At 62.3% G+C, this 21506-nt stretch carries 17 protein-coding genes and 1 tRNA gene; 12 read left to right on the top strand and 6 right to left on the bottom strand.

Features of this window, described 5'->3' with window-relative positions; genetic code table 11:
• Positions 1 to 118 precede the first annotated feature (118 nt).
• Positions 119 to 1309: a tRNA 2-thiouridine(34) synthase MnmA gene (gene mnmA / locus NP503_RS25280; RefSeq protein WP_127268013.1), complete on the top strand. Its 1191-nt coding sequence runs from the start codon at positions 119 to 121 to the stop codon at positions 1307 to 1309.
• A 44-nt stretch (positions 1310 to 1353) separates the two neighbouring features.
• Here the strand turns inward: mnmA and NP503_RS25285 are convergent, their stop codons facing one another.
• Positions 1354 to 2319 (bottom strand): Gfo/Idh/MocA family protein, encoded by a 966-nt coding sequence (locus NP503_RS25285; RefSeq protein WP_127268012.1) that lies wholly within the window; start codon positions 2317 to 2319, stop codon positions 1354 to 1356.
• A gap of 240 nt (positions 2320 to 2559) precedes the next feature.
• Here NP503_RS25285 and NP503_RS25290 point away from each other — a divergent pair.
• Positions 2560 to 2636 (top strand) — tRNA-Met (locus NP503_RS25290).
• Positions 2637 to 2812: 176 nt separating this feature from the next.
• Here the strand turns inward: NP503_RS25290 and NP503_RS25295 are convergent.
• Genes NP503_RS25295 through NP503_RS25315 form a run of 5 tightly spaced genes read right to left on the bottom strand, consistent with a single transcriptional unit; the run spans position 2813 to position 7382 of the window.
• Positions 2813 to 3241 (bottom strand): thioesterase family protein, encoded by a 429-nt coding sequence (locus NP503_RS25295; RefSeq protein ID WP_127268011.1) that lies wholly within the window; start codon positions 3239 to 3241, stop codon positions 2813 to 2815.
• Positions 3238 to 4173: a 3-keto-5-aminohexanoate cleavage protein gene (locus NP503_RS25300; RefSeq protein WP_127268010.1), complete on the bottom strand. Its 936-nt coding sequence runs from the start codon at positions 4171 to 4173 to the stop codon at positions 3238 to 3240. The genes NP503_RS25295 and NP503_RS25300 overlap by 4 nt, the downstream gene beginning before the upstream one ends.
• 31 nt (positions 4174 to 4204) lie before the next feature.
• On the bottom strand, positions 4205 to 5311 hold the full coding sequence (locus NP503_RS25305; protein ID WP_127270374.1) for an ABC transporter ATP-binding protein: 1107 nt from the start codon (positions 5309 to 5311) through the stop codon (positions 4205 to 4207).
• The gene (locus NP503_RS25310; protein ID WP_127270373.1) at positions 5311 to 6048 is read right to left on the bottom strand and encodes a GntR family transcriptional regulator; all 738 of its coding nucleotides are present in this window, start codon (positions 6046 to 6048) and stop codon (positions 5311 to 5313) included. The genes NP503_RS25305 and NP503_RS25310 overlap by 1 nt, the downstream gene beginning before the upstream one ends.
• Entirely contained in the window at positions 6048 to 7382 is a 1335-nt protein-coding gene (locus NP503_RS25315) for an aspartate aminotransferase family protein (protein ID WP_127270372.1), read from the bottom strand. Before NP503_RS25315 ends, NP503_RS25310 begins: the two co-directional genes overlap by 1 nt.
• Positions 7383 to 7503: 121 nt before the next feature.
• On the opposite strand from NP503_RS25315, the gene NP503_RS25320 reads away from it, so the two are divergent.
• The 10 genes from NP503_RS25320 (at position 7504) to NP503_RS25365 (ending at position 21506) form a co-directional block, all read left to right on the top strand.
• Complete coding sequence (locus NP503_RS25320; RefSeq protein WP_127270371.1) at positions 7504 to 8559, top strand: ABC transporter substrate-binding protein; 1056 nt, start codon at positions 7504 to 7506, stop codon at positions 8557 to 8559.
• A 31-nt stretch (positions 8560 to 8590) separates the two neighbouring features.
• Positions 8591 to 9790: an ABC transporter permease gene (locus NP503_RS25325; protein WP_164748743.1), complete on the top strand. Its 1200-nt coding sequence runs from the start codon at positions 8591 to 8593 to the stop codon at positions 9788 to 9790.
• Complete coding sequence (locus NP503_RS25330; protein WP_127268148.1) at positions 9787 to 10596, top strand: ABC transporter permease; 810 nt, start codon at positions 9787 to 9789, stop codon at positions 10594 to 10596. The genes NP503_RS25325 and NP503_RS25330 overlap by 4 nt, the downstream gene beginning before the upstream one ends.
• Positions 10593 to 11771 carry a M20 aminoacylase family protein gene (locus NP503_RS25335; RefSeq protein ID WP_127268147.1) on the top strand — a complete coding sequence of 393 codons (1179 nt, stop codon included), beginning with the start codon at positions 10593 to 10595 and terminating at the stop codon, positions 11769 to 11771. Before NP503_RS25330 ends, NP503_RS25335 begins: the two co-directional genes overlap by 4 nt.
• Positions 11771 to 13204, top strand: a complete 1434-nt coding sequence (locus NP503_RS25340; protein WP_127268146.1) for an FAD-binding oxidoreductase — start codon at positions 11771 to 11773, stop codon at positions 13202 to 13204. The genes NP503_RS25335 and NP503_RS25340 overlap by 1 nt, the downstream gene beginning before the upstream one ends.
• Positions 13205 to 13206: 2 nt before the next feature.
• On the top strand, positions 13207 to 13569 hold the full coding sequence (locus NP503_RS25345) for an AraC family ligand binding domain-containing protein (protein WP_164748744.1): 363 nt from the start codon (positions 13207 to 13209) through the stop codon (positions 13567 to 13569).
• A gap of 175 nt (positions 13570 to 13744) precedes the next feature.
• Positions 13745 to 14392: a response regulator transcription factor gene (locus NP503_RS25350; protein ID WP_127268144.1), complete on the top strand. Its 648-nt coding sequence runs from the start codon at positions 13745 to 13747 to the stop codon at positions 14390 to 14392.
• 318 nt (positions 14393 to 14710) lie between these two features.
• Complete coding sequence (locus tag NP503_RS25355) at positions 14711 to 18313, top strand: DUF5801 repeats-in-toxin domain-containing protein (protein WP_127270368.1); 3603 nt, start codon at positions 14711 to 14713, stop codon at positions 18311 to 18313.
• 77 nt (positions 18314 to 18390) lie between these two features.
• A complete protein-coding gene (locus NP503_RS25360; RefSeq protein WP_127269267.1) occupies positions 18391 to 20160 on the top strand; it encodes a type I secretion system permease/ATPase in 1770 nt (589 codons plus the stop codon).
• Positions 20157 to 21506 carry an HlyD family type I secretion periplasmic adaptor subunit gene (locus NP503_RS25365; RefSeq protein WP_127269264.1) on the top strand — a complete coding sequence of 450 codons (1350 nt, stop codon included), beginning with the start codon at positions 20157 to 20159 and terminating at the stop codon, positions 21504 to 21506. Before NP503_RS25360 ends, NP503_RS25365 begins: the two co-directional genes overlap by 4 nt.

A 21506-nucleotide genomic window follows, 5' to 3' on the forward strand; every position in this document is an offset into this window, starting at 1 on the left:
GCATCCCCTGGCGGAGATCGGCCGCAACCGGTGAATCGCCCTGCACGCTGGCGCGCCGGTAAAGCTTGACCTATATTCTCGACATTGGCATTGAGGCGCCGCGCAGAACGAAAGCATCATGAACAGTCTCAATCTTCCCGGACGTCCCGAAAACACCCGCATCGTCGTCGCCATGTCGGGCGGCGTCGATTCCTCTGTCGTCGCAGGCCTGCTGAAACGCGAGGGCTACGACGTCGTCGGCGTCACCTTGCAGCTCTACGACCACGGCGCGGCGACGCACCGGGCCGGCTCATGCTGCGCCGGGCAGGACATCGACGATGCCCGCCGTGTCTCCGAGACGCTCGGCATCCCCCATTATGTGCTCGACTACGAGGAACGCTTCCGCAAGGCGGTCATCGATCCCTTCGCCGAGAGCTATGTCGCCGGCGAGACGCCGATCCCGTGCGTTTCCTGCAATCAGACGGTGAAGTTCGCCGACCTCCTGGCCACCGCCAAGGAGCTCGGCGCCGACGCGCTGGCCACCGGCCACTACATCCGTTCCGGCGCCAACGGCGCCCACCGCGCGCTCTACAGGCCCGTCGACGCCGACCGTGACCAGAGTTATTTCCTGTTCGCCACCACGCAGGCACAGATCGATTATCTGCGCTTTCCCCTCGGCGGCCTGTCGAAGCCGCAGGTTCGCGCCATCGCCGAGGAGATGGGGCTGGCGGTTGCCGCCAAGCAGGATAGCCAGGACATCTGCTTCGTGCCGCAGGGCAAGTATTCCGACATCATCGCCAAGCTGAAGCCAACCGCGGCCAATCCGGGCGACATCGTCCACATCGACGGCCGCGTGCTCGGCCGCCATGAGGGCATCCTGCGCTACACGATCGGCCAGCGCCGCGGCATCGGCATCGCTTCCGGCGAGCCGCTTTACGTCGTCCACCTCGATGCCGACCGCGCTCGCGTCGTGGTTGGCCCGCGCGAGGCGCTGGAGACGCACAAGATCTATCTGCGCAATATGAACTGGCTGGGCGACGGACCGCTCACAGACGTCCCTGCAGGCGGCCTGGAGCTGTTCGCCAAGGTCCGCTCGACGCGGCCGCCGCGCCCGGCCGTGCTGCATCATCGTGCCGGTGCCACATGGGTGGAACTGGTCGACGGCGAATCCGGCATCGCGCCGGGCCAGGCCTGCGTGCTCTACTCCGATGACGGCAACGAAGCTCGCGTGTTCGGCGGCGGCTTCATCGAGCGTTCGGAGCGTGGCGCCGAGGCCGAGGCGATGCTGACCCGGCTTGCCGCCAGGCCGGCCCAGATACCTGCCGAATAAGATACCTGCCGAATAAGATTCCCGCCGAATAAATAATCCGCGCTTCAGGAATTCGACTTGGTGTGGGTGACCGTGCCGGCGGTCAGGATGCGCAGCACCCTGATCGCTTCCTCGCCGCTGGTGCGCGGCTCGGCACGCGTCTCGATGCACTGGATGAAATGCTCCAGCTCGCGTGTCAGCGGCATGCCCTGGGCAACCGCGACATAGGATGGCTCATTGGTGGTGAAGGCCCATTGGCCGCTGTCCTGCCACACTGCATGGCGGTAGACGGCAAGCTTGCGTTCCCATGGCTCGACATCGTCGAACACCGCCATCGCCTTGGTGCCGACCACGGTCAGCCGCCGCTCGCGATAGGGATTGAGACGCGAGGTGAAGAGATGGCTGCGCAGGCCGTTGGGGAAGCGCATGTGCAGATGCGCGAAGTCGCTGAGATTGTCGAGCAGGGCGGCCCCCTCGCCGCGCACCTCGATCGGCTCCGTGCCGGTGATCGCCAGGATCATCGACAGATCGTGCGGCGCCAGGTCCCACAGCGCGTCGTTCTCTGTGTGGAACTTGCCGAGGCCGAGCCGGTGCGAGTGGATGTAGCGGACTTCGCCGAGTTCGCCCTTGTCGATCAGCCCTTTCAGCGTCTCGAAGGCGGGGTGGAACCGCAGGACATGGCCGACCATGAAGACGCGGCCATTGTCCTTGGCCGCCTGCACCGCACGCTCGGCGTCGGCAACCGTCAGCGCGATCGGCTTTTCCACCAGCACGTCCTTGCCGGCCGTGACGGCACGCACGGCAAGGTCGGCATGGAATTGCGGCGGCAGCGCCATGACGATGGCGTCGATATCGTCACGCACGAACAACTGGTCCGGCTCGATCGCCAGGCAGTCCTGCTCGCTGGCGAAGCCTTCTGCGCGGGCCCGGTTGGTGTCGGAGACCGCGTACAGCGCGCCGAGCGCCTTGAGAGTGCGGATGTGGTTGCTGCCCCAGTATCCGCAACCGAGGACTGCTATGCGCGGCTTCATCTGTTTCAAACTCTAAAAACTCGTGGCCGAGACATAGCGACGTGCCCCTTCGAACTCAACCCCGGCGGCGGCAACCAAATGTCCGCATGGCAAAGCTTTTCGATAATGACGATAAGCCGGCAAGCCGGTTGCTTCGAAGCTTGACAGGCTCACCCTCCCAACCTTATATCCGCGCGACCTTGGCGAACGCCCCCGACATGCCTTTCGATTTGAGGCGGATTTCGGGCCTTTCGCCGCCCTGGCGGGGTAGCTCAGTTGGTTAGAGCACGGGAATCATAATCCTGGGGTCGGGGGTTCAAGTCCCTCTCCCGCTACCACTTCAACGCCACTATCGTACGCAATGGCCGATTGTGGCGGGCTGCCCCATGCGGTGTCCTGTGCGATAGCGGCATACCTGACCTTCGTAGGGCGAGTAGAAGCCTTCAGCGACCTACAGCATCTCGCTCAGTGACGCCAATGCGGCTAACGATGCCGTCACCGGACATTCTCGCCGTCACCCACGCGTATCGGCTTCACCCCTCGGGAGTTTCGCGCTCGCCTGCCGGGCTTCGCCTTCGATCTCGATCTTGCTCCGCGCTTGAAGATCGAAGCGTACCGTTACGGTGCGCATGCGCGCATGCAGGACTCCATCCAGCGTGCCGCGCATTTCATGTAGATAAGTCAGCGACGATTTCCCAAGCTTTTCTATAACGCTGCGAACGGTGACCAGGGTTCCCGCCGCGGTTTCATGCACGTAGTCGATCTCCATCCTTACATCCGCCCAGCCGAGGGTCGGCGTCAAACGAGGATCGGCAATCCTGCCCAGAAACTGGAAACTGGCGTCATCAAACATGGCCACATAATGACGAACGTTGAGATGGCCCATCGCGTCGCACATCCAAGGATGCACGACGCCGACATAGGTTTCGATGCCGGGCGTCAAAACCCGACCTCGTTTGCGCCCTTGAGATCCAGCAGTTGACGGGCTTCGTCGGGCGTCGCGATTTCGAGCGACAACTCGTTGAGAATGCGCTTTATCTTGGCAACCTGTTCGGCATTGCTCTTAGCGAGCGTGCCCTTGCCGACATAGAGGCTGTCTTCCAAACCGACCCGTACATTGCCGCCCATGATCGCGCCCATCGTGCAGAGATTTATCTGGTGCTTGCCCGCGGCAAGGATCGACCAGAGATAATCGTCTCCGAACAGCCGATCAGCCGTCCTGCGCATGTGCATCATGTCTTCTGGGTCGGCGCCGATTCCGCCCAGCAGCCCGAAGATCGTCTGGACGAAAAGCGGCGGCTTCAGCAGCTTGCGGTCTAGAAAGTGCGCAAGCGTGTAGAGGTGACTGACATCGTAGCACTCGAACTCGAACTTCGTGCCGTAGGCCTGGCCGACTTCGACGATGATACGCTCGATCTGCTCGAACGTGTTGGAGACGATGCCCTTCTTTGTGTCTTCCAGGTAGCCCTTCTCCCAGTCGTACTTCCAGTCGGTGTATTTCGGCGCGATTTGGTGCAGGGCGAAATTCATAGATCCCATATTGAGCGAGCAGAGTTCCGGCTTCGAAGCGTGCGCGGCTTCAAGGCGCTCTTCGAGGGTCATCTTCAGCCCGCCGCCGGTGGAAATGTTCATCACGGCGTCGGTCTGCTGCTTGATGCGCGGCAGGAAATCCATAAACAGCTTTGGATCAGGGGTAGGCTTGCCGGTCTCCGGATCGCGGGCATGCAGATGGATCACCGACGCTCCGGCTTCGGCTGCTCCGACGGCGGCGTCGACGATCTCGGACGGCGTTATCGGCAGATACGGGCTCATCGTCGGCGTGTGGATCGAACCGGTGACCGCACAGGTGATGACGACTTTCGGCGATTTCTTCATGGTTGAACTCTCCCTTGTCTGCCTTTTGTTGCTATCTCTCGAGCGCGAGGCAATCCTCACGACCACAGCCCAACCGAACCGCCTCGCCCGCATTGAGTTCGGACCGAGACGACGATGCGGCAAGCTTGACAATGAATTTCAGGCCGCCCGCCGTCACAGCGACGAGCCGGATGTGATCCCCGACATAAACGGACTGAACGACGGTTGCCGCAATCACGTTGAGGGCGGTGGAGCCATCGTGCAATAAGGACATGCGCTCGGGCCTGATCGACAGCGTCACCCTGGCGCCCGCAGGGGGCGTCGCGCCAGGGGAAATGGCGTTCAACACCAGATCGCCATCGTCGAGATGGACGGCCACGCCACCGTTTTCACCGCCGGCAAGCACGGTGCCGGACATGCGGTTGTTCTCGCCGATGAAGCTCGCCACAAAGCTGCCCGTCGGACGCTCATACAGTTCGCGTGGTGTCGAAAGCTGCTCGATGCGGCCGGCGCTGAACACCGCGATCCGGTCCGACATGGTCAGCGCCTCGGTCTGGTCGTGTGTCACATAAACGAACGTGACGCCGAGCCGGGCATGGATATCCTTGATTTCGAACTGCATCTGCTCGCGCAATTGCTTGTCGAGGGCGCCGAGCGGTTCGTCCATCAGGACAAGATTTGGTTCGAAGATCAGGGCGCGGGCAACCGCGACGCGTTGTTGCTGGCCACCCGAAAGCTGCGCCGGACGCCGGTTGCCGAATTCGGGCAACTGGACCATGTCGAGAACGTTCCTGACACGTCGCGTCACCTCGTCGCGGCCAAGTTTGCGGACCTCGAGCGGGAAAGCCAGGTTTTCGGCGACCGTCATGTGCGGGAAAAGCGCGTAGTTCTGGAACACCATGCCGATGCCGCGACGATTGGCGGGAACGTTGTCGATGCGCTGACCGTCAATGAGGATTTCGCCCTCGGTCGTATCTTCGAACCCCGCAAGCATCATCAACGCCGTCGTCTTGCCAGACCCGGAAGGCCCCAGCAGCGTCAGGAATTCGCCGCGCATGATTTCCAGGTCGAGCTGACGCACCGCCTGGACCGTCTGCCCGTAGCGCTTGCTGACGCCACGAAACTCGACATGAACCGGGCCACGCGGGGATCCGCCCATCACCGCGCCTGCGCCTTGGGATCACGGCGTGCCGAAGCCGGGCGTTTGCGCGCAGGCTGAGCCTCAGCCGCCGCGGCGGCGCGAAGAATGATGTCGGCGGCCTCGCGCAGGTCGGCCACCAGCGCCTTGCGCGCAGCCGCGCCATCGGCGCGACGCAGCGCCGCGAGCATTTCGTCATGATGGTCAAGGCCCAGGCCGTAGGTCACGTCCGAGCGGACGATGTTCAAGAACGGTCCTGCTTGCAGCCACAATTTCTCGATGATTTGCTGGATGAGAGGTGACCGCGCGGCATGGTACATCGTGAAATGGAAGCGCCTGTTCAAGCCGAGATAGCTAGCCATGACATTGCTCTCGACGCATTCGCGCATCAGCCCGTTCAGCTTCGCCAATTCATCGAGTTCTTCGGGCGTGATGGTCGTCGCGGCCCACTCGGCCGCCGTTCCTTCGACGCTGCAGCGCACACGCACCAGATCCGAAATACGCGCCACCGTGGCCTCGGGGACGATGACGCCCCGATTTGGGTGGTCGAACATTGCCTCGTCGCTGACGAGTTGCCGCAAGGCCTCGCGCACCGGCATGGCGCTGGTCCGGTACTGTTCGGCAAGCTGTCGCACGACCAGTCTTTGGCCGGGCAGGAAGTCACCGTTCATCAGTGCTTCCTTCAAGCCCGTATGGACACGAACATGAGCTGTCTTTTGCGCGGCTGAGCCGGCACTGGCATTCTTGCGATCAAGCATCAGTTTGTCCGGCGCGGCAGTATTTTGAGGTTGCTCGACAGGAAATCGTCGAATGCGCCGGCGAAGCCGTCGAGTTCGGTGTCGCCAAATGGCAGTGACAACGCCAGCATGCCGCGCGGCGTCACGTAGTACCCTCGCAACAGCATTTCGATATGCCAAAGCGCAATCACCGAAGGATCGGCATCGTCGAGCCGCGCCGGAGTGTCCACCGGCCCCCTGACGAAATGCAGGTTCATCAACGACCCACGCCCTATGACGATGCCCTCGACGCCATGCCTTTCAAGGGAGACGTTCATCGCTTCGCGCAAGCGATCGCCGCGCCCATTGATGGCGCGGCTCGCCTCTTGCGTCAGCACCTCGGTCAGACCGGTGAAGCCAGCAGCCATGCTGAGAATATTGTTGTTGAACGTCCCGCCATGCGAGAACGCACCGGGCAAAGCCGGATCGAAGCGATCGACGAGGTCGGCGCGTCCACCGAATGCGCCAAAACTGGCGCCGCCGCCGATATACTTGCCGAGCGTCACGAAATCGGGAAAGATTTCATGTGCGCCATGGAGCGCGCGGTAGTCGAGGCGCGAGGTCATCACCTCGTCGAAGATCAGCAGCGCGCCGGTCTCCTTCGTCGCCGCGCGCAGCGCTTCCAGGAACTCACGCGTCGCCGGGATGCAGCCGCCGCCGCCCATCATCGGCTCGACGATCACTGCGGCAAGCTCGTCGCCCTGTTCCTTGATGAGCGCCACGGCGCCTGCACTATCGTTGTAGTCGGCGAAGACAAAGGGGAAAGGCAAATTGAGCGGTGAGCCGCCATGCGCAAAAGTGAGTACGCCGCCATGATAGCCCTCGCGGAAGGCGAGGATCTTCGAGCGCTGCGTGATGGCGCGAGCCGCCGAAATCGCCATGATGTTCGCCTCGGTGCCCGAGTTGCAGAAGCGCACGCGCTCTATGGCCGGAAAACGGTCGACCACCGCGGCAGCCAGGCGCGCCTCATAGCGGTTGGGTGCGCCCAGCATGATGCCACCCTGTATGACGTCCACAAGGGCCGCCGAAATCGCCTTGTCGGAGTGGCCGTAGAAACCGGCACTGTATTCCGAGACCAGGTCGACATAGGTATGGCCGTCCAAATCGGTCACCCTGCAGCCTTCACCGGAAACAAACGATACGGGGAATGGCCGATACCATAGAACAGCCCTCGTATTGCCGCCCGGCAACGATGCCGCGGCCTCGTTCTGACGCGCCCGGCTGTTCGGGTTGGCGTCAGCGAAACGCTGTCGCGCCTCGTCCAGAACAGCAGCGAGACTGACATTGGCGCGCAGGTCTCTAGTGCCTTGCAGCATTCGATCAAATCTCCTCGTCTTTTCAACTTTTTTGCACCATATCGCAAATTCCTGTTGCTAATCAATCGATTTTGCGTTTGAAATTTGATCAAATCTGCAACGATAAGAAAGGGGAACTGCAATGAGGACTTATCTGCAAGCCGTATCTGCCGCCGCGATCTGCCTCGCGACCTCGACTTTGGCCGCGTCCGCGGCCGACCCCGTCACGGTGGTCGGCTGGGGGGGTACATGGGACAAGGCCTACAAGGATGGGGTCTGGGACAAGTACACCGAAAAGACGGGCGTTCCGATCGTCATGGAAGAATGGGGCGGCGAGGTCGCCAAGGTGCGTGCCCAGGTGCAGGCGGGCAACATTACCTACGACGTCGTCTCGGTCGAAGCGCCCGCCATGGAAGTCGGCTGCGCCGAAGGCCTGTTCGTCCCGCTGACGCCCGAGATCACCGGCGACGCGGCGAATTATCTCCCAGGCACCCTGCACGAATGCGGCGTCGCATCCGACACCTGGGCTACGGTCCTTGCCTACAACACGAAGGTCTACAAAGGTGACGCCGCGCCGAAGAGCTGGGCGGATTTCTGGAACGTCGAGAAATTTCCGGGAAAGCGCGGGCTTTACCAGCAGGCACAGTTCACGCTGGAAAATGCGCTGATGGCCGACGGCGTTAAGCGCGAGGACATGTACAAGGTGCTGGGCACGCCGGAAGGCGTCGACCGGGCTTTCGCCATGCTCGACAAGATCAAGGCGCACGTCGTCTGGTGGTCCACAACGACGCAGGGCATCCAGAACCTCGACAGTGGTGAAGTGGCTCTCAGCGACGCGTTCAATGCGCGCATCACCAACGAAGCCATCAACGAGAAGAAGCCCTATGCGATCGCATGGGACGCTGGCTTCTTCTATGGCACCGACTACTGGGCGGTGGTGAAGGGCGCGCCGCACCAGCAGGCCGGGCTGGATCTCCTCAAGTGGTTCTCCATCCCTGAAAACCAGGCCGGCTTCTCGAAACTCTATGCCTATGGCACCGGCCGCAAGGAAGCCGCCGACCTCATTCCCGCGGATTGGAAGGCCTACCTGCCGACGTCGCCGGAGCACCTTCAGTACGGCGCCTCCTATGACAACGACTTCTGGACCGAGCACAAGGAAGCACTGGAAGAACGCTTCAAGGCCTGGCTCGCGAAGTAACCCAGGCATGTTGGTCGGGACAAAGCCGGCTATGAAGCGGCGCCAACGGGGCGGCATGCTCGCCCTGTTGACGACCCCGCTTATTCTGTTCGTCGTCATTCTGTTTCTGTGGCCGGTAGCGCGCTTCCTCGCTCTGGCCGTCGACAACTCGGATTTCTCGAACAACCTGCCGCGCACAATTGCCGCTCTGGCGGGCTGGAATGCGGATAGCGGCCTGCCTGGCGAACCCGTCTTTGCAGCACTCGTCGAGGATTTGGCCGACGCGCGGCGCGCCGGGAAGGAAGGCGTCCTGGCGCAACTCGTGAACCAGCGCGTGGTCGGCAGCCGTTTCCTCGTCATCAAGACGGCAAAGGATGCGGCCGACGGCAAGCTCGACATGCGCCCCGTGCGCGACGAGGTGCTCGCCAAACAGGCCGGTTGGAAAAACATCGATCTCTGGCAGGTCATAGCGCGTCAGCAAAGCGCGCGAACGGACTATTATCTGCTTGCGAGCCTGGACCTGAAGCGAGGCGCGGACAATTCGATCGAAGCCGTTTCCGCCGACCGCGCCATCTTCGTCGACGCGCTGCTGCGTACGATCTGGATCAGCATCGTGGTGACCGTCATCTGCGCGGTGCTCGCCGTGCCGCTGGCGCAGGCAATTGTCAGCGCGCCCCCGGCCTGGTCGAAGCTGATGTTCGCGTTGATCCTGTTTCCGCTCTGGACATCGCTGCTGGTGCGCACCGTCATCTGGATCATCGTGCTGCAGAAGAACGGCCCCGTGAATTCCACTCTGCTCGGATTGGGTATCGTCAGCGAACCCCTCGACCTCATCTACACCCGCTTTTCGCTCTATTTGGCGATGGTTCAGGTTCTGCTGCCTATGATGGTGCTCTCCGTCGTCGCTGTCATGCGGCGGGTTCCGACCACCTACATGCGCGCGGCACTGTCGCTGGGTGCGCCGTGGCTCACGGCATGGCGCCGCGTGCAGTTGCCGTTGATCCTGCCAGGGATCCTGTCTGGCGGGGCGATCGTTTTTGTCTTCGCACTTGGCTACTACATCACCCCGACGCTTGTCGGCGGGCCGACCGACCAGATGATCTCCAGCTACATAGCTTTCTACACGAACAGCACACTGAACTGGGGCATGGGTGCAGCGCTTTCGCTGCAACTGCTGATGATCCTCGTGTTGTTTGCGTTGCTGTTCTGGACGGCGTCCGTCCTCTTCCGCCGCAAGGCGCATGTCGCATGAGCGCCGACCGCTTCCGGAAGTGGCTGATGTATGCCTATGCGGCGACGTTGCTGGCGTTCATCATCCTGCCCCTGCTGATCGTGATCCCTATGTCGCTGACCTCGAGCAATTCGCTGGCATTTCCGACGCCGGGCTGGTCGCTGCGCTGGTATGCCGAACTGTGGGTCGACCAGCGTTGGCCGAACGCACTGTGGAACTCGGTCGTCATCGGGCTGTCCACCACGGTCCTGGCGTTGCTGCTCGGCATACCTGCGGCGATCGGACTCGCCTGGGGCGATTTTGCCGGCAAACGGATTCTCTACGCGATCATCGCCGCGCCCTTGGTGACGCCGGTTGTCATCGTCGGCGTCGCGGCTTTTTCATTCTTCGCCACACTGGGACTCGTCGGCAACAAGCTATCCATCATTCTGGTGCATACGGCGATGGCCGTGCCTGTGATGCTGACGACTGTCGTCGCCAGCCTTTCGACCTTCGACCGGACATTGGTTCGCGCGGCCGCATCGCTCGGCGCCGGCACCATCCGCACATTCTTCAAGGTAGTGCTGCCGCTGATAGCGCCGGGCGTCATTACAGGGGCCATCATCGCCTTCATCATCTCTTTCGACGAAGTCGTCGTCGCAAGTTTCCTCTCGACAGGCGCGGAGCGAACCTTGCCTCGCATGATCTTCTCCGGGGTTCGCGAATCCATCAGCCCTGCCATCGCGGCCGTCGCTGTGCTGCTGATCGCATTCTCTGCGACCCTGCTTGGTGTCATCGCCATCCTTCAGGGCCGCTCGCAAACTCTCCGCGCAAGGGCATCGGCATGAGACTGGTTCCATCGGTACAGCAGTTGGAGACCGAGATGACGACCTGGCGGCGGCATCTGCATGCCAATCCAGAACTCGGCTTCGAAGAGTTCGAGACGGCGCGTTTCGTGGCGGACAAACTGCGCTCGTGGGGCATCGAGACGACCGAAGGCGTCGGACGGACAGGTGTCGTCGGTACGCTCAGGGGCAGGCTCGGCGCTGGTCGCAGTCTTGGCATCCGAGCCGACATGGACGCCCTGCCGATGACCGAGGCGCGGCCGCTGCCGCATGCATCCCGCATTCCCGGGAGGATGCATGGCTGCGGCCATGACGGTCACACGACGATGCTGCTCGGCGCAGCCTCGGCGCTTGCCCGCTCGCCCGACTTCGCCGGCACCGTGCATTTCATTTTCCAGCCGGCCGAGGAGGGTCGAGGTGGGGCACTCGCCATGCTGAATGATGGCCTTTTCGAGCGTTTCCCCTGCGATGAAGTCTACGCGCTGCACAATTGCGAACGGCCTCTCGGCGAGATCGCCGTCCACCGCGGAACGGTGGCCGCGGCGGCCGATCGCTTCGAGATCGTCGTCCATGGAAGGGGCGGCCACGCGGCGATGCCGCATCTGGCGATCAATCCACTCCCCGTCGCCGCGCGCATCCTGCTGGCGATAGAAGCCCTGCCCGGTCGCCTGACCGATGTGCACTCTCCGGCAATCGTCACCGTTGGCAGCCTGCGCGCCGGCGAAGCCTTCAACACCATCCCCGATGCGGCGTTTCTGACCGGCACCGTGCGCACCTTCGACCATCAGGTTCAAAAGACGCTGGAGATGGCAATCCGCCGCATCGCGAAAAACGAGGCTGAAGCTTTTGGCGCCAGCGTCGATATTCGCTACGAAACGCCCTTCGCGCCGACGATCAACACTCCGGCGCAAGCCGACGCGATGATCGCGATTGCGAACGAGGTGATGGGCTCGGAACGTCTCGTCGTCGATCCGCCTCCCGAGATGGGTTCTGAAGATTTCTGCTACATGTTGGAACAGCGGCCGGGCTGCTATTTCTTGCTTGGCCAGGCGGACGACGCGCACCAGGCCGCCGCGCACGACACCAATTACGATTTCAACGACGCTATCCTGCCGATGGGCGCCAGTCTTTTGGTCAGGCTGGTGGAGCGCCGCCTGTCCGCGGCAGGCGCATCGTGATGCAGTTGCCGGAAAAAGACATCCGCTGGCGGAGCCATTGGCTGCGGCAGGCATTGCCCGAGGACCCGGACCTTGCGCCTCCGCTCGAAGAGACAACGCAGGCCGACATCTGCATCGTTGGCGGCGGGTATCTCGGACTGTGGACCGCCATTCGCCTCAAGCAGCACAATCCAGGCTTCGACGTTGTCATTGTAGAGCGCGACATTTGTGGTGGTGGCCCGAGCGGCCGCAATTCCGGAATGGTGCTTTCGGCGTGGACCAAATACAGCGCGCTTGCCGCGCTGCGCGACGGAAACGACGCGCTTTCGATCATCAAGGCATCCGAAGCCGCGATCGGCGGCATCGAGGCTTTCTGCAAGACCGAGGCAATCGACGCCTGGTTCGATCGCATCGGCTGGATCTGGGGCGCTACGTGCGAAGCACAGCTTGGCGCCTGGGACGACGCGTTAAACAAGCTGGCAGCGCACGGCTACGTCCCGGCGCGGCGAGTTTCGCGCCCGGAGATCGCGGCGATGGCCGGTACGACGAGCCACCTTGGCGGTGCGTTCGACGCTTCGTCGGCAACTGTGCATCCAGGGTTCCTGGTGCGCGGCCTGCGTCGTGCAGCGCTGAACCGCGGCGTTCGGATCTATGAAAAGTCGCCGATGAAGCGGTTTTCGCGACGTGGCAAGCTCACGGTGGAAACGGCGAAAGGAACTGTGTCCTGCGGCAAGGTCGTGCTTGCCATGAATGCCTGGTCCGGGGCGATTCCGGAACTGGCCCCTGCGATCTTCAACATCTCCAGCGACGACGCCATGTCACAGCCCATTCCAGGCCTTCTCGACAAGGTCGGCTACCGCCGGGCGCCGCTGATGATCGATTCCCGCGTCTTCGTTGGCGGTTGGTCTCCGACGCGCGATGGTCGGCTGTCCGTCGGCGTCAGCGGTGGCGTCATTGGCTTCGGCGGCATCGTCGACCAGCGTTTCCATGGCCTGTCGCCACGGGTCGCCGAAATGCGTCGCGTGCTGCGGGATGGCCACCCGGCGCTCGCCGATTTCCCGCTCGAAACATCGTGGAACGGCCCGATCGACCGGACGGTCAGCGGCGTGCCGCTGTTCGGCGCTTTGCCCGCCAACCGCGATGTCGTCTACGGCTACGGCTTTTCCGGCAATGGCACGACAATGGCTTATATCGGCGGCGAGATCCTCACCGGCCTGCTGACTGACGGCGAATCGGAACTGACGCATTCGGCGCTGGTGCGTCCGGTGGCGCGCGGTTTCCCGCCCGAACCCTTTCGCTTCGTCGGTGCGCATTTCGTCCGTGGCGCGGTGCGTCGGCGCGACGATCTCGAACATGCCGGGCGCAAGCTGAATCCGGTGACGAGATGGCTCGCCGGGCTGGCCCCGTCCGGCGTCACTCCCTCCAAAGCCAATCTTCGCGCAAAGAAAGGATGACAATGTCCAAGGCCAGGATTTTCAAGCACAGCGAGTTGACTCTGAAGCCATCAGTCACGCCGACCGGAACGTCGTCGATCGCGCGCGTGATCAATGCCGAGATCAGCCGGACCATGGGCGGTGGCATCGAGTATCTGGAGAACGCCTCGATCGACTGGACCGTGACCTATGACGAGGTCCTGTTCATCCATGAAGGCACGCTGACGATCGAACTGGATGACGGCCGCCACGAATGCCGCCCTGGCGACATCGTCTGGCTGCCCAATGGCACGCATCTGAAATACATCGCAACCGAACGCACCGGCTATTTTTACTGCCTATACCCGTACGACTGGGCCGCGCGGCAAGGGACGTTAGAACCTTGACGTGACAGGCATATCATAGGTTGGCCTTTCACGGCGCCGTTCCGAGCGGCAGTCTCGGGGCGTTATTATAGCAACATGTATATTAGCTATTACTTGACAATAGGCCTAGGCTCTGGTTTCCTGATTTTACGGGTACTTAACCAAGTTCGTTGCGTTTTTTACGGACGGTGTTCGCATGTCGACGTTGGTCGTGGCGGACCCGCGAGGGGTATATCTCGCCGGTCTGGAATGGGTTTTGCAGAAGGCTGGACACGATGTTGTCGCCCAGTGCCGCCGCCCTGTGGACGTTCTCGCTCATGTGGAGCGCCATCAACCTGATATCGTCATCGTGGGCGTGGATCTCGAGGACCAGCAGACATCAGGTCTTTCCTCACGGCTGAAGGCTGGCAACAGCGCTCTCGGCATCATCTTCATCGTGCAGCCAACCGGCAGGCTCGATATCAAGGAAATACAGACGCTCGACGTCGACGGCCTGTTTCTGGACGGCATCAGCCACCGCTTTCTCGTCGAATGCGTGAATGCGGTGGCGGCGGGCAAGAAGTGGATCGACAACAAGATCGTCCAGCAGCTGCTGATGCCGGGCTCGCAGCCGCAGCCCATGTCCCGGCTGACCGGGCGGGAGACCGAGATCGCCGATCTCGTCTCGCGCGGGCTGCGCAACAAGACCATCGCGCAGCGGCTGCATTTATCCGAAGGTACGGTGAAGATGCACCTGCATCACGTCTACGAGAAGCTGCACCTCGGCGGCCGGGCGGAACTGGCCTGGATGACGCACGGCAAAGCCACCGAGCGTCCACGAACGGGCCGAACCGGCCTGCTCTGACCGTCCCTCTCTCCTCGCGCCGACATTGTACGCACGGCAACGGCCGGAAAGCCGTCTGACGGCATCTGCCTTGTGCCGGCGCGGCCTCCCCCAGCACCCGCCAGCCTGATCTACCGATGGATATATATCGTTCGATCAGGTGCGGACATTGACCGCAATACTATCGAAGCGGGAATGGACGCGCCCTCTGCGCCGGCGGCACAATGAAATTGGAGGGGCGCATTTCAGTATGCGACCGGCTGCACCGGGGTAGGTGCATTTCCGGCATTGGGGGCTGCATCCCTTTCCAGAAAGCATTTTGAACCAAGGAGAATCTCCATGGCACTCGATATCGTAGCTCAAGACATCATCATCGACGAGACAATCGGTTTTACGGACGATGATATCAATCCGGCCATTCCGCCATACGACACCAACCCCACGGTGCAATATCTCCTAAGTCTCGACGATCCGGATGGGTTGACCTCGCCTGAGGTCGCCTTCCAGGCCAACTTCGTGGAGGCCTCGGCGAGCGCGGGAGAAACCATCACCTCGGTCGTTCTCTCACAGAACCTCGCTGGAACCCCGTTTTCCACCACCGTCGGCGTGAACAGCGGCATTCAGACGGTCGATGGCAATTATGTCTGGCTGTTCCAGGACCTAACGCATCCAAACGTCGTGATCGGCGTCATTGGCACCTCTGACGCGGGCACTGAGCCCGCCGAGACCGGACCGCTCGCCTTCTCGTTCGCCCTGATCAACACCAGCAACACCAATGCGGATTTGTATACGGTCCAGTACGTGCCGTTGTTCCATCCGGACGAGACCAACCCGGACGACCGCATCAATCTGGAAGACGCAGTGTTCGCCTCCGTTGCGGGAACCTCCGTGGTCAGTTTTTTGGGCGAGGACGCCGCGCCCGGCAACAATGATTTTTACTTGATCAATTCGCCCGATGACGCTTCCAAGCAGCTTCTGGTGATAGGCTTGAACGGTGGCACCGCCAACGTGAGTGAAAAGGGCTTCGGCGTCAACAACCAGAGCATTAATCCGGGCGAAACGCTCCAGGTCGATTTTGTGACCGGCGGTGATCTGGCCGCGGGTGATGCCTCGGAAATCCAGTACGATAGCCATCTCGAGACCGTCACGCGGGCCGGATTCACAATCAACCAGATCACGCCTTCTACTCCCACTGATCGGGTGGACGTCAGTATCGCTGCCTTCAACAATACGGGCAACGATCAAGGCACGGATTTCTTTGACGGCACCGCGACCAACCTCGTGAACATCACCAGCCTCACGTTGACGGGTGAATCAGGGTTTGCGTCCACCATCATCGCCAATGGCACCTATGCCACTGGGAGCGGCAACGTCACCGTCAGTGGGCTCGGCACGGGCATAGTCACCATCACCGGACTCGACAACGTCACCACCGTCGATGTCATCACCAGCAGCCCAATGGATCGGCTGCAGGTATCATCGGTCGATTCAAACGAAGGGCTCGATATCTCCGAGTTCCATTTCTCGACGACGAACACCAACGCCCACAGCGAAGAGGTCGGCTCCTTCATCAACTTCGACGATGACGGGCCGGCGGTGACAGCGGACGGCACTGTTTCGCCGCTGATTACCGACGATACCGACATTCCCGATACAGCGTCGGCAAGCTTCGCGCCGGTCTTCAGCGTCGACGCCGGCGCCGATGGCCTCGACGGCGTCACCTATGCGCTCGACGTCAAGAGCCCCGGTGTCGACAGCGGCCTCGACGACACGCTCAGCGGCGACAACATCCTGCTGCGCCTCAACGCCAGCGGCGAGGTCGAAGGCTATCTGGCGAACGCCACAGGCACGGTCGCCTTCCTGATCAGCGTCGACGAGAACACCGGCGAGGTGACGCTGACCCAGAATAGCTCGGTCGTCCACAACGATGCAGCCGATCCGGTGGAGAGCGGCGTATCGGCGGCGACACTCGCTGCGGCCGACCTGGTGACGTTGACGGCGACCGCCACCGATGGTGACAGCGACACCGACGCTGCAACCGCCAATATCGGCGACGCCTTCCATTTCGAGGATGACGGCCCGACGGTGACGGCGGACGGCACTATTCCGACGCTGACCACCGACGACAGCGATCTTTCCGATACCACATCGGCAAGCTTTACTTCCGCCTTCAGCACCGACCTCGGCGCCGACGGCGGCGCCGTCACCTATGAGCTCGGCGTCAAGAGCGCAGACGTCGACAGCGGCCTCGACGACACGCTCAGCGGCGATAACATTCTGCTGCGCGTCAATGGCAACGGCGAAATCGAAGGCTATCTGGAGAACGACACGGCTACGGTCGCCTTCCTGATCAGCGTCGATGAGAACACCGGCGAGGTAACGCTGACTCAGGACCGTTCGGTTATCCATAACGATCCGGCAGATCCCGTGGAGAGTGGCGCTTCGGCGGCGGTACTTGCCGCGGCCGATCTGGTTACTCTGACCGCGACCGCCACCGATGGTGACGGCGACACCGCCGAGGCAACAGCCAACATCGGCACTGCTTTCACCTTCGAGGATGACGGCCCGACGATCACGGTGCCGTTCGACGGTGATGCCTCCGGTGGTGGTAGCGATGGTACCCACGAAACCCTGGCTAATGCGGCCAATGCGTCCGCCACCGGAGCCTTCGGGTACGACATCGGCGCGGATGCTCGCCCGGACGCGTTCTACGATGCCACGCACTCTGACTTCGTCGACCAGGATGGCGACCCGCTTAATGGCATCCAGATCGCACTCACCGGCTCGATCGCCGGCGGCGGCGGGGGCAATCTCATCACCTCGGACGTCACGCTCGCGTCGGAGGACTCCGATTTCGCGACGTTCGACTTCAGCTTCACCTACGACAAGGACCCAGCGGATCTCGTCCAGCCGGGCACGGCGGGCGGCACCCTCCTCTTCGACAAGGGTGCCGGCACTTACACCATCACCCTGACCGATCCGCTCGAAGGCTTCAGCTTCGACCTTATCCACACCAGTGAACTCTTGTCCAAGCAGCCCACGAGCAATACGGGCCACCCGCAGATCGTGTTGGAACAATTGCAGGCGGATGACGGGACCACGCAGAATGTAGACGAAGACTTCTACGTGCAGTTCACCGGCAACGCGATCAACAGATCCAACCCGTTCGGATTGACGAATAACGGCGAGGGGGCATCCAACCCCTTTGACTCCTCATTCGCCTTCGGCGCTCACGACATGGTGAGCAACGACAATGAAACATGGGTGTCTGCGACGCAGAACACCAACGGTGTCGCCGGTGACACGATCCAGAAAGGCGAATTGCTCACGTTGCGGTTCTTCGACAACAATGTCGGTATCGCAACCGAGGTGCAGCAGACACCGCAGACGTCGGCTTTCGCCGGCAGCATGGCCATCGAGTTCGACGGCATCGGCAACAGCGAGGACCTGATGCTGATCCTCAACCTGGCCGACAACGGTGCCGACAACATTTTCGGCACCGCGGACGACACTTCGATCACACGGGCTATGTACGTGCAGAACGCCGACATCTTCAAGACGGGTCAGGCCCCGTCCCCGTACAGCTCGGAGTTCACGCTCGACAACAATGACGGCCTCGTGATCATCGAGCAGAACGACTACAACGCAGCCGGCGAAGAGTACCTGCTGCAGGGTGTCCAGATCATGCAGTCGGGCAACGGGATCACCGGCAGTGCCATCGACCTGATCAGGGAGACCGGAGCTGGCGGCGGCAGCAGCGTTGCGACCAACGATCTGGTGAGCTTCGACGGCGCTGACAACGACGTGCTGAAGATCGTGGACATCGCCTTCAGCACGACCGTGACCGAGACGCCGTCAGCCAGCCTCGACTTCGCCTTCCAGGTGGCGGACGCGGACGGGGATGTGACAGACATGCAGCACATACTTGTTGATGTCGCCTGACACTTGACCAACGGGGGCAGCCGATGCTGCCCCCGTGCGCCTCCCGCGATCTCTTGCACGGAGATGTCATCCAGATGATGAGAACCAACCAACAGCCGCCTGCCCTGCAGGTGGTGATGAAAGAGGCCAGACGCGCCATCCGGCCGCTTGTCTGGTTCAGCGGCGGCATCAACGTGCTGATGCTGACCGGGGCGCTCTATATGCTCCAGGTCTACCACCGCGTGTTGTCCAGCCACAGCCTGGAGACGCTGGTGATGCTGTCGCTTATGGCGGCAGGGGCACTCGCGGCAATGGCGGGGCTGGAGGTGGTGCGCGGGCGTCTTCTGGCTAAAGTCGGATCGTGGATGAACGCGCGGTTGGCACCGGTTCTCCTGACCGCATCCGTGGAATATGCCGCCTCGGCGCCCGGTCATGCCAACGCCCGTCCGCTACGCGACCTGGATCAAGTGCGGAATTTCTTCACCAGCCCGAGCATCTTCCCGATTCTTGACGCGCCTTGGGCACCGTTGTTTTTCGCCGCCATATTCGTCATGCACCCCTGGCTGGGCTGGTTGGCGCTGTGCGGCGGGATTGTCCTCTTTGCGTTGGCGTTGCTCAACGAATACGTCACACGCAAACCATTGACCGAGGCTGCAAATGCACAGTCGCGGGCATACGTGCAGGCCGAGGCGACGATCCGCAACGCCGAGGTCGTCCAGGCGATGGGTATGCTAAAGCCGCTGATGGAAGGCTGGAAGGCACAGCAGGACGAGGCGAACAAAGGACAAGTCCTTGCCGCTAACCGGGGTGGGGTCATCGCGGCCATCGCGCGTTGTCACCGGCTGGCCCTGCAAATGGCCATACTCGGCCTCGGTGCCTATCTGGTTCTTCGCAACGAGGCCTCGCCCGGTATCATGATCTCCGCCTCGATCCTGATGGGCCGCGCATTGTCACCGGTCGAGCAAGCGATCGGCACCTGGAAGGCGACGGTCGGAGCCCGTGCCGCTTACCGGCGCCTCACCGCGGTCGCCGGACAGCACCGGGAGGCCACACCGGTCCTGCCACTGCCCCGTCCGAAAGGCAGGTTTGAGGCCGACAACCTTGTGCTTGCCCGGCAGGGTGGCGAGCACATCCTCAAGGGGATCAACTTCCGCCTCGAGCCGGGTGAAGCGATGGCGTTGATCGGTCCGAGCGGGGCTGGCAAGACGAGCCTGGCGCGCATACTCGCCGGCGCCTGGCGCCCGTCCGCGGGGCGCGCCTTGCTGGACGGAACGGATGTTGCCCAATGGGCGGCGGAAGACCGTGGTCGTCATGTCGGCTATCTGCCGCAGGACATCGAGCTCTTCGCCGGCACCGTGTCCGAAAACATTTGCCGCTTCGCGATGCTCAACCCGGCGGTCTTCAACAAGGTGGTCGAGGCCGCGCAGTTGGCGGGAGTCCACGAGCTGATCAAAGGACTGCCGAAGGCGTACGGCACCGAAATCGGCGAAGCGGGTGCGATACTGTCGGGCGGGCAGCGCCAGCGCATCGGGCTGGCGCGGGCACTCTACGGCGACCCCGCGCTGCTTATCCTCGACGAACCCAATTCCAACCTCGACAGGGAGGGCGAGGAGGCATTGATTGCCGCTCTCGGCGTGGCCAAGGCGACGAATACGACCGTTATCCTTATCGCGCACCGCGCCAGCATTTTGGACAAGGTAGACAAGATACTGGTCCTCAACAGGGGTCAGCAAGATCTCTTCGGGCCGCGCGACCATGTCTTCAACGAACTCGCCAGCCGTGTCGGCAAGGTGGCCCATCTGCCCAAGGCGGCCCAGTTGCCAGCCCTTGAAGTGGTGAAGGAAATCAAAGAGGTCAAGGAAGCATGAGCCGCCCCCCCGAATTGAAGGTCGTGCCGCTGCCCCTCGCGCCGCCCTCTCTCCTGGAGCCGCAACCCCTCCGTCTCACCGGCGTGACGTGCACCGGCTTCGCGATCATGTTCCTGTTCTTCGGCGTGGCCGGGGGATGGGCGGCCCTGGCGCCGCTGGACAGCGCTGCGGTGGCGTCGGGCGTGATCAAGGTCGCCGGCGACCGCAAGCTCATCCAGCACCTCGAGGGCGGCATCATCGCGGAGTTGAACGCCGCCAACGGGGATATCGTCAAGGCGGGCAAGATCCTCGTCGGGCTCGACGACACGCAGGCAAAGGCGCAGCTCGACCTGATCCAGAACCGGATAGCAACGCGTGAGGCGCTGGCCGCGCGTCTCAGGGCCGAGCGTGACGGCAAGACCGAGATCGAGTTCAATCCGGCGTTGCTCGCAAACCCCGCGATCGCCGTGAAGGACGCGGTGGCAGCACAGCGTGACGTGTTTACAGCGAAGCACCACAATCTGAAGGACGAGCAGGAAATTCTCGGCCAGCGCCGTCACCAGGTCGAGGAAGAGATAACGGGGCTGGAGCAGCTTATCGTCACGGAAGACAAGCAGATCGAGGCAATCGAGGGTGAAAGCAAAGACCTTGAGGGTCTGCTCAAGAAAGGGCTGACCACCCGCGAACGGAACTTGTCGCTCAGACGCCAGCAGCGGGAGATCGAGGGCGAGCGCGCCACCAATGTCGCGGCAATCGCCCGTGCCGGAAGCGCCATGGCCGAGATCGACATGCAGATCCTGAACCTCAACACAGTGCGCCTGAACGAGGCCGTCGACGAGTTGAGCAAGGTCGAGGCGGAGCTGTTTGACCTCGGACAGCAGGAGCGTTCCGCCAGGGACGTGCTTAGCCGTACCAACGTTGTCGCGCCGGTTGACGGCATCGTCATGGACTTGAAGGTCCATACCGCGGGCGGTGTCGTGAAACCCGGTGAGACATTGATGACGATCGTACCGCTCGGACAACAACTCGTGGTCGAGGCTATGGTCAAGCCGGAGGATGTCGAGACGATCGCACCCGGACAGCTCGCGCGCGTCAGCTTCCCGGCCTTCGCCCGCTACAACCTGCCGCCGCTCGAGGGCGTCGTGGAGATCGTGTCGGCTGACCGCATGGTTGAGGAACGCAGCGGCGCACCTTATTTCGCGGCGACAGTTGTGATCGACAAAAGCGAACTCGGCAAGCTGGAGGGCCGCAAGCTGCTGCCCGGCATGTCGAGCGAGACGATGATCCGGACGGGGGCTCGCACCGTGCTTTCTTATCTCGCCGAGCCGATCACGCAGAACTTCCGCCGGGCCATGCGGGAAAAATAG

It is taken from the genome of Mesorhizobium sp. SEMIA396, from assembly GCF_024518615.1.
Classification (GTDB): Bacteria; Pseudomonadota; Alphaproteobacteria; order Rhizobiales; family Rhizobiaceae; genus Mesorhizobium.

Excerpts from the sequence above, each read along its gene's own strand:
- NP503_RS25310 (WP_127270373.1), bottom strand. The coding sequence starts at position 6,048 with ATGCTTGATCGCAAGAATGCCAGTGCCGGCTCAGCCGCGCAAAAGACA.
- NP503_RS25365 (WP_127269264.1), top strand. The coding sequence starts at position 20,157 with ATGAGCCGCCCCCCCGAATTGAAGGTCGTGCCGCTGCCCCTCGCGCCG.
- NP503_RS25350 (WP_127268144.1), top strand. The coding sequence starts at position 13,745 with ATGTCGACGTTGGTCGTGGCGGACCCGCGAGGGGTATATCTCGCCGGT.
- NP503_RS25345 (WP_164748744.1), top strand. The coding sequence starts at position 13,207 with ATGTCCAAGGCCAGGATTTTCAAGCACAGCGAGTTGACTCTGAAGCCA.
- mnmA (WP_127268013.1), top strand. The coding sequence starts at position 119 with ATGAACAGTCTCAATCTTCCCGGACGTCCCGAAAACACCCGCATCGTC.
- NP503_RS25335 (WP_127268147.1), top strand. The coding sequence starts at position 10,593 with ATGAGACTGGTTCCATCGGTACAGCAGTTGGAGACCGAGATGACGACC.
- NP503_RS25315 (WP_127270372.1), bottom strand. The coding sequence starts at position 7,382 with ATGCTGCAAGGCACTAGAGACCTGCGCGCCAATGTCAGTCTCGCTGCT.
- NP503_RS25340 (WP_127268146.1), top strand. The coding sequence starts at position 11,771 with ATGCAGTTGCCGGAAAAAGACATCCGCTGGCGGAGCCATTGGCTGCGG.
- NP503_RS25300 (WP_127268010.1), bottom strand. The coding sequence starts at position 4,173 with ATGAAGAAATCGCCGAAAGTCGTCATCACCTGTGCGGTCACCGGTTCG.
- NP503_RS25305 (WP_127270374.1), bottom strand. The coding sequence starts at position 5,311 with ATGGGCGGATCCCCGCGTGGCCCGGTTCATGTCGAGTTTCGTGGCGTC.
- NP503_RS25360 (WP_127269267.1), top strand. The coding sequence starts at position 18,391 with ATGAGAACCAACCAACAGCCGCCTGCCCTGCAGGTGGTGATGAAAGAG.
- NP503_RS25320 (WP_127270371.1), top strand. The coding sequence starts at position 7,504 with ATGAGGACTTATCTGCAAGCCGTATCTGCCGCCGCGATCTGCCTCGCG.
- NP503_RS25355 (WP_127270368.1), top strand. The coding sequence starts at position 14,711 with ATGGCACTCGATATCGTAGCTCAAGACATCATCATCGACGAGACAATC.
- NP503_RS25330 (WP_127268148.1), top strand. The coding sequence starts at position 9,787 with ATGAGCGCCGACCGCTTCCGGAAGTGGCTGATGTATGCCTATGCGGCG.
- NP503_RS25285 (WP_127268012.1), bottom strand. The coding sequence starts at position 2,319 with ATGAAGCCGCGCATAGCAGTCCTCGGTTGCGGATACTGGGGCAGCAAC.
- NP503_RS25325 (WP_164748743.1), top strand. The coding sequence starts at position 8,591 with ATGAAGCGGCGCCAACGGGGCGGCATGCTCGCCCTGTTGACGACCCCG.